11 protein-coding genes are annotated in these 11524 nt (G+C 61.5%); 6 read left to right on the top strand and 5 right to left on the bottom strand.

Annotation, left to right across the window (positions count from 1 at the left end):
• Nucleotides 1-2: 2 nt before the first annotated feature.
• The 5 genes from ACW9I6_RS07775 (at nucleotide 3) to bcsQ (ending at nucleotide 5027) form a co-directional block, all read left to right on the top strand.
• On the top strand, nucleotides 3-674 hold the full coding sequence (locus ACW9I6_RS07775; protein WP_003218072.1) for an SGNH/GDSL hydrolase family protein: 672 nt from the start codon (nucleotides 3-5) through the stop codon (nucleotides 672-674).
• Entirely contained in the window at nucleotides 674-1339 is a 666-nt protein-coding gene (locus tag ACW9I6_RS07770; RefSeq protein ID WP_102367914.1) for an alginate O-acetyltransferase AlgF, read from the top strand. The genes ACW9I6_RS07775 and ACW9I6_RS07770 overlap by 1 nt, the downstream gene beginning before the upstream one ends.
• A gap of 17 nt (nucleotides 1340-1356) precedes the next feature.
• Complete coding sequence (locus tag ACW9I6_RS07765; protein WP_003218070.1) at nucleotides 1357-2772, top strand: MBOAT family O-acyltransferase; 1416 nt, start codon at nucleotides 1357-1359, stop codon at nucleotides 2770-2772.
• Between the two features lie 12 nt (nucleotides 2773-2784).
• Complete coding sequence (locus tag ACW9I6_RS07760; protein WP_008435708.1) at nucleotides 2785-3912, top strand: alginate O-acetyltransferase AlgX-related protein; 1128 nt, start codon at nucleotides 2785-2787, stop codon at nucleotides 3910-3912.
• Between the two features lie 173 nt (nucleotides 3913-4085).
• Nucleotides 4086-5027, top strand: coding sequence for a cellulose biosynthesis protein BcsQ (gene bcsQ / locus ACW9I6_RS07755; protein WP_457339128.1), 942 nt, complete (start codon nucleotides 4086-4088; stop codon nucleotides 5025-5027).
• Between the two features lie 242 nt (nucleotides 5028-5269).
• Here bcsQ and ACW9I6_RS07750 read toward each other — a convergent pair whose 3' ends face one another.
• The 5 genes from ACW9I6_RS07750 to ACW9I6_RS07730 all read right to left on the bottom strand — a co-directional run bounded on the left by ACW9I6_RS07750 (nucleotide 5270) and on the right by ACW9I6_RS07730 (nucleotide 9501).
• On the bottom strand, nucleotides 5270-6484 hold the full coding sequence (locus tag ACW9I6_RS07750; RefSeq protein WP_457339127.1) for a methyltransferase: 1215 nt from the start codon (nucleotides 6482-6484) through the stop codon (nucleotides 5270-5272).
• Nucleotides 6465-7154 (bottom strand): ABC transporter permease, encoded by a 690-nt coding sequence (locus tag ACW9I6_RS07745; protein WP_032899447.1) that lies wholly within the window; start codon nucleotides 7152-7154, stop codon nucleotides 6465-6467. Before ACW9I6_RS07745 ends, ACW9I6_RS07750 begins: the two co-directional genes overlap by 20 nt.
• A gap of 38 nt (nucleotides 7155-7192) precedes the next feature.
• Nucleotides 7193-7888 (bottom strand): ABC transporter permease, encoded by a 696-nt coding sequence (locus ACW9I6_RS07740; RefSeq protein WP_003218063.1) that lies wholly within the window; start codon nucleotides 7886-7888, stop codon nucleotides 7193-7195.
• Between the two features lie 73 nt (nucleotides 7889-7961).
• Nucleotides 7962-8714: an ABC transporter substrate-binding protein gene (locus tag ACW9I6_RS07735; RefSeq protein WP_003218061.1), complete on the bottom strand. Its 753-nt coding sequence runs from the start codon at nucleotides 8712-8714 to the stop codon at nucleotides 7962-7964.
• A 13-nt stretch (nucleotides 8715-8727) separates the two neighbouring features.
• Complete coding sequence (locus ACW9I6_RS07730) at nucleotides 8728-9501, bottom strand: ABC transporter ATP-binding protein (protein ID WP_003218059.1); 774 nt, start codon at nucleotides 9499-9501, stop codon at nucleotides 8728-8730.
• A gap of 554 nt (nucleotides 9502-10055) precedes the next feature.
• Between ACW9I6_RS07730 and gabP the strand changes: the two genes are divergently transcribed.
• A complete protein-coding gene (gene gabP / locus ACW9I6_RS07725) occupies nucleotides 10056-11447 on the top strand; it encodes a GABA permease (protein ID WP_003218057.1) in 1392 nt (463 codons plus the stop codon).
• The last annotated feature ends 77 nt before the right edge of the window (nucleotides 11448-11524 follow it).

The following is an 11524-nucleotide window of genomic DNA, read 5'->3' as shown; positions in this document are numbered from 1 at the left end:
CCATGCCTGTTTCCGCTTCTGCTATTGCCGGCCTGACCCTGCTGGTATTGGGCGAAAGTCACATGAGCTTTCCTGATTCACTGCTCAACCCGCTGCAGGACAACCTCACCGCCCAGGGCGCCAAGGTTCACTCCATCGGCGCGTGCGGCGCCGGTGCAGCCGACTGGATCGTGCCGAAGAAAGTCGAGTGCGGTGCCGAGCGCCTGCCGGTTGGCAAGGCCGAGATTTTCGGCAAGAACGCCATGAGCACCACCCCGATCAAAGACCTGATCGCCAAGGACAAGCCGGACCTGGTGGTGATCATCATCGCCGACACCATGGCCTCGTACCCGGAGCCGCAGTTCCCGAAAGTCTGGGCCTGGAAAAGCGTGACTTCCCTGACCAAGGCCATCACCGAAACCGGCACCAAGTGCGTGTGGGTCGGGCCGGCGTGGGGCAAGGTCGGTTCGCAGTACAAGAAGGATGATGCGCGCACCAAGGTGATGTCGCAGTTCCTCGCCACCAACGTGGCGCCGTGCACCTACGTTGACTCGCTGACCTTCTCCAAGCCGGGCCAGTGGATCACCACCGACGGCCAGCACTTCACCATCGACGGCTACCAGAAGTGGGCCAAGGCGATCGGCGACTCCCTGGCGAAGTTGCCACCGGCCGCCGTGGGCAAAGGAGCGCAATAATGAAACGGATCACCCTGGGCCTGGCGACCTTGCTCGCCAGCGTCAGCGCCTACAGCGCCGACATCCCGCTTTACCCCACCGGCCCGGAGAAGGATTCGGCCTTCCTGCGCCTGGCCAACGGCACCGACGGCGAGCTGAAATTGCTGCCCCAGGGCTCCAAGGCCAGTCTGGTGTTGGGTGGCGACAAACTGGTGTCTGACTACCTGCCGGTGTCGGGCGGCAAGACCCCGATCAAGGGTGTGTTGAGCCAGGGCGGCAAGGATTCCGAGCTGGCCGTGACCGTCGCGCCGGGCGAGTTCGCCACCGTAGTGGCCGTGCCGGACGCCAAGGGCGGCACGCGCCAGTTGGTGATCCACGAACAGCCGGATGACTTCAACGCACTGAAGGCCTCGCTGGCCTTTATCAACGCCGACGCCGCCTGCGTCGACGCGAGCCTGGAAGCCGTGGCGCAAAAAGCCGAACTGTTCAAGAAGGTCGCCGAAGGCGCGATTTCGCGCCGCATGATCAACCCGGTGGAACTGTCGGTGCAGCTCAAGTGCGCCAACGCGCCGGTGGGCCAGCCGCTGACCTTCACCCTCAAGGCCGGCGAACGCTACAGCGTGCTCGCACTGCCATCGGCCGCCGGTTCGAGGTTGCTGTTTACCTCCGACACGCTCGCTAACTGATCGGGCCCGACACCACCATGGTCTTTGCCTCACTGGAATTCCTCACGCTGTTCCTGCCGGCCTTCCTGTTGATTTATGCGCTGGCCCGTCCGGGCTGGCGCAACGTCATCCTGTTGATCGGCAGCTGGCTGTTCTACGGCTGGTTGAGCCCGCTGTTCCTGTTCCTGCACATGGTGTTGACCGTGGTGGCGTGGGTCGGCGGTTTGCTGGTGGACCGTTCCCGTGAAGACGGCAAGGGCCGGGTGCGGCTGTTGATCGCGTTGATCGTGTTCAACACCGCGGTGCTGTGTTGGTACAAGTACGCCAACATCGTCGCGGGCACCGTGAGTGAGGTAATCACCTGGTACGGCGCGATGCCGCTGGATTGGCAGCGCGTGGCGTTGCCGGCCGGGTTGTCGTTCATTGTGCTGCAGGCGATTTCGTACCTGGTGGATGTGCATCGGCACACCGTGCCGGTGGAGCGCAGCTTCATCAATTACGCGACCTATATCTCGATGTTCGGCCATTCGATTGCGGGCCCGATCATTCGTTATGACTGGGTGCGGCGCGAGCTGAACCAGCGTTATTTCAACTGGCCGAATTTCAGCCTTGGCGCTCGGCGTTTCATGATCGGCATGGGCATGAAAGTGCTGGTGGCCGACACCTTGTCGCCGCTGGTGGACATCGCCTTCCACCTGGAAAACCCGAGCTTGGTGGATGCCTGGATCGGCTGCCTGGCGTACTCGTTGCAACTGTTTTTCGACTTCGCCGGCTACAGTGCCATGGCCATCGGCCTGGGCTTGATGCTGGGCTTCCACTTCCCGGAAAACTTCAACCGGCCGTACCTCGCCAGCAGCATCCAGGACTTCTGGCGGCGCTGGCATTTGTCGTTGTCCAGCTGGCTGCGGGACTACCTCTACATCGCCCTCGGCGGTAACCGCGATGGCGTATGGCGTACCTACCGCAACCTGTTCCTGACCATGGCGATTGCCGGGTTGTGGCATGGCGGCGACAGTTGGAACTACCTGTTGTGGGGTTCGGCCCACGGTATCGCGTTGTGCATTGACCGGGCGTGGTCGCGCTCGAGCCTGCCGAGCATTCCGCCGGTGCTGTCGCACATCTTGACGCTGCTGTTTGTGTGCCTGGCCTGGACGCTGTTCCGCGCACCGGACTTCCATTCGGCACTGACCATGTACGCCGGCCAATTCGGCATGCATGGCATGGCCTTGGGTGATGCGTTGGCCGTGGCCATGCGCCCGGCCCATGGCATGGCCGCGTTGCTCGGTTTGGTGTGCATCATCGCGCCGATCTGGCAGACCCGCTGCGAGCAGCGTTTTGGTACGCAGCCCTGGTTTGTGGTGGCCGCATCCCTGTGGCCGGTGGCCGGGTTTGTGTTGTCGTTCGCGCTGATTGCCAGCCGCGATGCCGTGCCGTTTCTGTACTTTCAGTTCTAAGGAAGCCTGACGATGCCCGCCCCTACCGCGCCGACCCCACCGAGTGAACTGGCCGTCCGCACCAGCCCCCTGGCGGGCTGGGTGTTGGTGCCTTTCCTGGCGGCGGGGCTGTTGTCTTGCGTCTGGCTGATGGTCAAGGGCCCGGTGAGTTTCCTGCCGCCCAAGGTCGACAGCGACATGCTGCTGCACGGTGAAGTGACCCATCGGTTTGCCAAGGAGCTGTCCAAGGCACCGATGGCCATCGAAGCGGCAAACCTGGAGCGCGGCGCCAGTTGGCTGGCGTTCGGCGACACTGGGCCGCGGGTGCGCCAGGGGTGCCCGGGCTGGCTGTTTATCAGCGATGAACTGAAGCTCAACCGCCACGCCGAAGACAATGCGCGCACCAAGGCCGACGCGGTGATCGACCTGAAAAAGCAGCTAGGCCAGCGCGGTATTGATCTGCAAGTGATGGTGGTGCCGGATAAAACCCGCATCGCCGCTGCCCAGCGTTGCGGCTTGTATCGTCCGGCCGTGCTGGATGGCCGGATTCAGCAATGGAGCACGCTGTTGCAAGCGGCGGGCGTTGAAGTGCTGGATTTGACCGACACCCTGAAACCCCTCGGCCCGGATGCCTACCTGCGTACCGACACGCACTGGAGCGAAATCGGCTCGAATGCCGGCGCCCGCGCCGTGGCCCTGCGCATCCAGCAGCGCGGTATCCAGGCCACGCCGGAGCAAGCCTTCGACATTACCCAGGCACCGCTCGCACCGCGTCCGGGTGACCTGGTGCGCCTGGCCGGTCTCGACTGGTTGCCGCCGAAGTTACAGCCGGTGGGCGAGCAGGTTGCGGCCAGCACCGCGCATGAGAACGGCCCGGCGGCGTCGAGTAACCCTGACGATTTGTTTGGTGACGCCGGCCTGCCGAACGTGGCACTGATCGGTACCTCGTTTTCGCGCAATTCGAATTTCGTGGGTTTCCTGCAAAAAGCCCTGAACGCTCCGGTGGGTAACTTCAGCAAGGACGGCGGCGAATTTTCAGGCGCCGCCAAGGCTTATTTCGACAGCCCGGCGTTCAAGCAGACGCCGCCCAAGCTGCTGATCTGGGAGATCCCGGAGCGGGATTTGCAAACACCTTACGACCCGATAAAGATTAGTCAGTAAATTGACCATTTACCGCTCGTCTTAAAGATTTCTTCATAAACACCAAAATAATGACACTTTCATTCCTTTGTCACAGAATGCGTACACAAAGGCGCCCACAAAAAGACCTGCGGTAAGCATCAGTACAGCTGACCTTTCACGTCTTTAAGATGCGTCGTGAGGGAGTGTTGGCGATGAGCCGTACCGATGATCTTTTTTCGTTGTTCGATAAGACGACTGCCAGTGATGTTCAAGGGATGGATTCGATGCTGCAGTTCTTCGAAGACATGCCGGTCGACGACAGTGCCAGCCTCAATATGGGCAGTGGCGCGTCGTTCTCCCGACATTCCCCTTGTGCCAACGAGCAGTCCCGCGAAGCCGCGAACATCCGGGCGAAGGTGGTAGCGCTGGTTTCGGTCAATGGCGGCGTCGGCCGCAGCACCCTGGCCACCGCGCTGAGCAGCGGTTTGCAGCGCCTGGGGCAGCCAGTGGTGGCGCTGGACCTGGACCCGCAAAACGCGCTCTATCACCACTTCGGCCTGGGCCACACCTTGCCCGGCATCGGGCGCACCAGCCTGCATAACGAGCGCTGGAGCCAGATCCTTCATTCAGGCTTTGCCGGTTGCCAGGTGATCACGTTTGGCGAAACCGATATCCGTCAGCAGGAAGACCTCCAGCGCTGGCTGAAACAGGAGCCGCATTGGCTGGCGCAACATTTGTCGGCCCTGGGCTTGGGTGAGCAGGACACGGTGATCATCGACACCCCGGCGGGTAATAACGTCTACCTGCATCAGGCACTGAACGTGGCCGATGTGGTGCTGGTCATCGCCCAGGCGGATGCGGCTTCCCTTGGCACCCTGGAGCAGATGGAGCAGTTGCTGGCGCCACACCTTGATAATCGGCCGGCGCTGCGTTGCCATTTCGTGATCAACCAACTCGACGAGACCTCGGGCTTTAGCCTGGACATGGTCGAGGTGTTCAGGAAGCGCCTGGGTGACAGCCTGTTGGAGATGGTGCATCGGGATCCGGCGATCAGCGAGGCCCTGGCTTTTGGCAGCGATCCGCTGGATAACCAAGCCGCAAGCATGGCCTGTGACGATATCAATGCGCTTTGTCGCCTGCTGGTTGCCCGCTGAAAAGCCCGGGTTATGCCGCTAACCTCAGGTGCTTATGCACAATCGGTTGGTTCGACCTGTCATCAAACCGCAATTTTGCGGAGCGGTTCTCATCACGCTGCAACTGCCTGTTTTGCGTGCGTTTTATTTTGTGAACAAAAAATGACCAGTCAGCATTTTGCGCCGCGAAGCTTGCCGGCAGGGCCTCTGCCAGAATTCCATCAACAGAGTTATCCACAGGGCACGCTGCGACAAAATGCCCTTTAATTGCGCTCGGCGAGCAGCATCAGGTTGCGCGGGGTGAGCGGTGTTTCGCAGAAGCTGCCGACTTGAACCCTGTAACCGTTTTCTTCGAGAAACAATGCCCGGTCCAGTACCAGCCACATTTCCAGCGGGCGCCGAAACAGACCACGCACTAATTCCAGGTTTCGCACCTGTGCCAAGCGCTGCCAGCCTTGGGCCTCCAGTGCCGACCAATCCTGTTCCCCTGTGGATAATCCCTTGAGGGCCGCCAGTTCGCGGCAGTAGTCGGCGAACGGCTTGGCCAGCCAACTCGCGGGCAGGGACGGAGTGGGCAGGTAAGCATCGCTCCCGCGCAGTTGCCGCTGCAGAACATCAAAACCCAGGCGCCTGGCCATCGACGTATCGCGCTGCTGACGCACCCGCGCGCCTGCGGTAACGGTTTCGCTCAGCGGCAGGCCGAGGTCTTCCACCGATAAATGCAGTGACGACGCCTGGGCGGCAATCGACAGCGGCTGGTACTGCTCGGCGCGGATGCGGTTGTAGCAGCAGGGCGCCACGGCCAACTGCTGGCAGCCGGCGGCGCTGGCCAGTCGGAGCAGGCGCACATGCAGGTCGCCGCAGGCGTGCAGTGCCACCGGGGTTTGGTCGCGGCTGATCTGTACGTCGGCCATCACGTCTTGCAGGCGATGGGTGACGGGCAATTGATGGTGTTCGCTGAGGGCTTGCCCTGAGGCGATGAGGGCCGGGTCGTATTCCAGGCAGGTCAGTTGCTGCTCGGGTTGCAACAGGCGGCGGCCGAGGTGGCCCTTGCCGGCACACCAGTCGAGCCAGTGTTCGGGGGTTTGGCGAAATTGCAGCGCGGCGCCGAAGGCTTCGATCTGCTGCCATTTGCGGCCGGGTACATCGACGTTCAGGCGATGACGGGCGGCCGGTAGCGGGCGGGACGGTAAGTTATCCACAGCACTGAGATTCAGCGACTGCATGGCCAGCTCAGGGAAAGGCGCAGGCGCCGGCAGGTGGTGAGGCTGGTTATGGCTGCTTTCCGCTTCGGCCAGCGAGCGCTGGCGCAGCCAATGGGCCAGTTCGGGATGCTGGGTTTCCCACGGCAATTGCAGGTGAGTAAAGGGCCGTGGTCGCCACAGCCCTTGATGTTCGGTGAGGAACGTATCCAGCGCCTGGAAGCGGGCGAGCAGTTGCTCACCCGTCAACAAGGCGTCAGCGGCCCTGGCAGGCATCGACCCGCAACCAGCGCTCCAGCAGCTTGAAGAAGCGCACCAGGACGTAGGACATCAGCAGGTAGAACAAGCCGGCAGCGAAGAAGATCTCCACCGGCAGGTAGGTGCGGGCAATGATCGTGCGGGCCATGCCGGTCAGTTCCAGCAGGGTCACGGTACTGGCCAGGGCGCTGGCCTTGAGCATCAGGATCACTTCGTTGCTGTAGGCCGGCAGGCCGATGCGCGCGGCACGCGGCAGGATGATGTAGAACAGCGCCTTGGGCCTGGACATGCCCAGCGCCCGCGCGGCTTCGATTTCACCCGGCGGGATGGCCTGGATCGCGCCACGCAGGATCTCGGCTATATAGGCGGCGGTGTGCAGGGTCATGGTGGCGGTGGCGCACCAGAACGGGTCCCGCAGGTACGGCCACATGAAGCTTTCACGCACGGCGTCGAACTGTGCCAGGCCGTAGTACACCAGGAACAGCTGCACCAGCAGCGGCGTGCCGCGGAAGAAGAAAATGTAGCAGTAGGGCAGGGTGCGCACGTACCACAGGCGTGACGAGCGGGCGATGCCCAGCGGGATTGCCAGCAGCAGGCCGGCGATCACGGCGATGGCCACCAGCTCCAGGGTCAGGGTTGCGCCCTGGGCCAGTTTCGGCAGCCATTTGATGATCACGGCCCAGTTCAGGCCCAGGTCGAAATGCGACAGCCAGCTGTAGTCGCCACTCATTGCGTGCTCCTCGCAAAGCCGCGCGCGGCACGTTTTTCCAGGAAGTGCATGCCGGTCATCGCCAGGACAGTGAGGCCCAGGTACATGAAGGCCGCGACCATAAAGAAGGTGAAGGGCTGCTTGGTGACGGTCACGCCGATCTGCGCGTGGCGCATGATTTCTTCCAGGCCGATCACCGAGACCAGCGCGGTGTCCTTCATCAGAATCATGAACAGGTTGCCCAGGCCCGGCAGCGCGATGCGCCACATCTGCGGCATGATCAAGCGGGTGAAGATCCGGACCTTCGACAAGCCCAGTGCGACACCGGCTTCACGGTGGCCCTTGGGAATGGCCAGGATCGCGCCGCGGAAGACTTCCGTGGCGTAGGCGCCAAAGCACAGGCCCAGGGCGATCACCCCGGCGGCGAAAGCGCTGAGGGAAAGGTCGGGGTTGCCGAAAAACTCCCCGAGGGAGCGCATCAGGTTGACCGTGCCGAAGTAGATCAGCAGGACCCACAGCAGTTCCGGGATGCCGCGAACCAGGGTGGAGTAGCTGCCGCCAAGCCATTGCAGCGGCTTGTACGGGGAAGTCTTGGCCAGGGCGCCGGCCAGCCCGAGCACCAGCCCGAGGCACAGGGCGGTGAGCGCCAGCTTGACGGTCATCAGCGCGCCGGCGGCGAGCGCCGGGCCGAATCCGTAGAGGTCGAAATTCATGGTTTAGTCGTTTCGCAAGGCAAAGCTCAGGACCGGCGCACTCAAGCGAGCACGCCGGGCAGGCCATTCAGGATCACTCGATACTGAAAGGGAAGTACTTGTCGTTGATCTTCTTGTAGGTGCCGTCGGCCTTGATTTCAGCCAGGGCTTTGTTCAAGCGCTCGCGCAGCGGGTCGCCTTTGCGTACGGCGATACCGATCTTGTCGCTCTCGACCACCGGGTCGCCCTTGAATTCGTAGGCGGAGCCGTCTTTGCTTTTCAGCCACTCGTACTGCACGTACTTGTCGGCGAGCATCCCGTCCAGGCGGCCGGAAGTCAGGTCGAGGTAGGCGTTTTCCTGGGTGTCGTAGAGCTTGGCGGTGGTGTCCGGCAGCTTGTCTTCCAGGTAGGTACCGGCCAGCGTTGCGCGCTGTGCACCGATGATCTTGCCCTTCAGGTAGTCCGCGTCGGTCTTGAAGTCTTTGTTGGCTTTGGGCGCGATGAACTGCAGCTTGTTGGAGTAGTACGGGTCGGTGAAGTCGACGGCCTGCTTGCGTTCATCGGTGATGGACAGCGAGGAGACCAGGAAGTCGAACTTCTTGGCATTCAGGGCCGGGATGATGCCGTCCCAGTCGGAGACATACACTTCGCACTTCTCGACTTTCATCTTGGCGCACAGGGCGTCGCCGATGTCCTTGTCGAAGCCGACGACGTTGCCGCTGGCATCTTTATTGTTGAACGGCGGGTAGGCCGCTTCGATCCCCATTTTCAAGGTTTCAGCCATCGCCGTGGCGCTGAACGCCATCGAAACAGCGGCGGCCAAGAGGAATTTTTTATAGTTCTGCATGCATGTTGCTCCGTTAGCGGTTGCTGGACATGAATTGTTTGCAGCGCGCCGAAAGCGGGTTTTCAAATACCTGCTGTGGCGATCCTTGCTCTTCGACCAGGCCCTGGTGCAGGAACACCACTTCACTGGACACCTGGCGGGCAAAGCCCATTTCATGGGTGACCAGCAGCATGGTGCGGCCTTCTTCGGCCAGGGCGCGGATCACATTAAGTACTTCCTGAACCATTTCCGGGTCAAGGGCCGATGTGGGCTCGTCGAACAGGATGACTTTGGGCTGCATGGCCAGGGTGCGTGCGATCGCGGCGCGTTGTTGCTGGCCGCCGGACAGTTGCGCGGGGTAGGCATGACGCTTGTCACTGATGCCAACCTTGGCCAGCAAGGCTTCGGCGATTTCAGTGGCTTCGGCCTTGCTCTGGCCGAGCACGCGGCGCGGGGCCTCGATGATGTTGTCGAGGACGCTCATGTGCGGCCACAGGTTAAAGTTTTGAAACACAAAACCGATTTCGCTGCGCAGGCGGTTGATCTGTTTGCCGTCGGCGGCCACCAGTTCGCCGTTTTTCGCAGCCTTGAGCTTGAGCTCTTCACCAGCCACCAGGATTTGCCCCTGGTGCGGGTTTTCCAGCAGGTTGATGCAGCGCAGGAACGTGGACTTGCCGGAACCGGAGGAACCCAGGATCGAGATCACATCGCCGTCGCGGGCGGTCAGCGAGATACCTTTAAGCACCTCCAGCTCACCATAGCGTTTATGCAAGTTGCGGATTTCAAGCGCGGGCGTGGCCTCAGCCATGTGCGGTCCTCATTGTGTTCATTGCGCTCCTGCTGTTGGCCCGCCTTCCTGGCGAGGCGCCAAGCTAGCATAGCGTCCGGATGACAGCCAACAGCCCTGCAGGCGGTAAACAGACGGTCTGCGGCAGGGTGTCGCATCGGCACAGCAGTGTGTCGCGCCATCAACAACCGAACAGCCGTTTGAACCAGTATTCCTACAGGTTTCGCGTAAAAAAGGGCGCGATGGTGCCAGCTTTGTCCGGGTGTTGGAAGGGTTAAACCGGCGAACGGTCCTTATCAGCCCTTTTATGGGGCGTCACGCACAAATTGTGTGTGTTTTTGGTGCACTGATTCGTCTTTCAAGTGAGTCGCACAGTAACGCTATAGCGGAATGCCATTAGTGTCAGTGACTTACGAGAGCTATTGAGTTTCCCTACAGCCCGCGTCAATCGTGGCTCTGTAACATTTTGGCGCAAATCTTGCGTAAAAAATAAAGAACGCCCCGTTGGTTTCTTTTCACGAGAAAGACGCCAGACCGGGTGGACCGTATTCGCAATTCCTCGCAAAGGTGTGTCAATGAGTAGTACGCAAAGCTCCAATGACCTCGAACAGGGGCTCAAACCGCGTCACGTCACCATGCTGTCGATTGCCGGCGTTATCGGTGCCGGGTTGTTTGTGGGCTCCGGCCACGCGATTGCTGCGGCGGGCCCGGCCGTGCTGCTGGCTTATGCCGCCGCCGGTACGCTGGTGGTGTTGGTGATGCGCATGCTGGCCGAGATGGCCGTGGCATCGCCGGACACGGGTTCGTTCTCTACTTATGCCGACCGTGCGATCGGGCACTGGGCCGGTTTCACCATCGGCTGGTTGTACTGGTGGTTCTGGGTGCTGGTGATTCCGCTGGAAGCCAACGCTGCCGCGACCATCCTGCACGCCTGGTTCCCCGGCGTGGCGATCTGGGCCTTCACCCTGATCATTACCTTGCTGCTGACCGCGACCAACCTGTTCAGTGTGAAGAACTACGGCGAGTTCGAGTTCTGGTTTGCGCTGATCAAAGTGGTGGCGATCATCGGGTTTGTGATCCTCGGCATCCTGGCGATCTTCGGCTTCCTGCCGGGCAGTCAGGTCAGCGGCGTTTCGCACCTGTTCGACACCCAGGGCTTCCTGCCCAACGGCATGGGCGCGGTATTGGCGGCGATCCTGACCACCATGTTCTCGTTCATGGGCACCGAGATCGTGACCATCGCGGCCGCTGAATCGAAGAACCCGGGCCAGCAGATTTCCAAGGCCACCAACTCGGTGATCTGGCGGATCGGCTTGTTCTACCTGGTGTCGATCTTCATCGTCGTGGCCCTGGTGCCGTGGAATGATCCTGCGCTGGCAGCGGTCGGTTCCTACCAGACCGTGCTGGAACGCATGGGCATCCCGAATGCCAAGCTGATCGTTGACCTGGTGGTGCTGGTGGCCGTGACCAGTTGCCTGAACTCGGCGCTGTACACCGCTTCGCGCATGATGTTCTCCCTGGGCCGTCGCGGTGATGCACCGGCGGTGTCCAAGATCACCAACAAGAGCGGCACGCCTTACTGGGCGGTGTTGCTGTCTACCGGCGCGGCGTTCCTGGCGGTATTCGCCAACTACGTGGCACCGGCGGCGGTGTTTGAATTCCTGCTGGCCAGCTCCGGCGCCATCGCGCTGCTGGTGTACCTGGTGATCGCCGTGTCGCAACTGCGCATGCGCCAGAAACGCACGGAAGCGGGCGAGAAGATTGCCTTCAAGATGTGGCTGTTCCCGGGCCTGACGTATGCGGTGATCGTGTTCATCGTGGGCGTGCTGACGATCATGTTGTTCCAGGAAGCGCATCAGGTGGAGATCATTGCCACCGGGATCCTGAGCTTGCTGGTAGTTGCGGCGGGGCTGATGGTGTCGCGTCGGCGCAAGGGCCGGAAGGTTGGGGCTGCGGTGCTTAACTGATGGATTGAAATACGATTCATCAAACACTGCAAAACACTGTGGGAGCCGGGCTTGCCCGCGATGGCGGTGTGCCAGTC

The organism is Pseudomonas sp. SDO5522_S412 (genome assembly GCF_054071215.1).
This window is presented reverse-complemented; position numbering and strand designations above follow the sequence as displayed.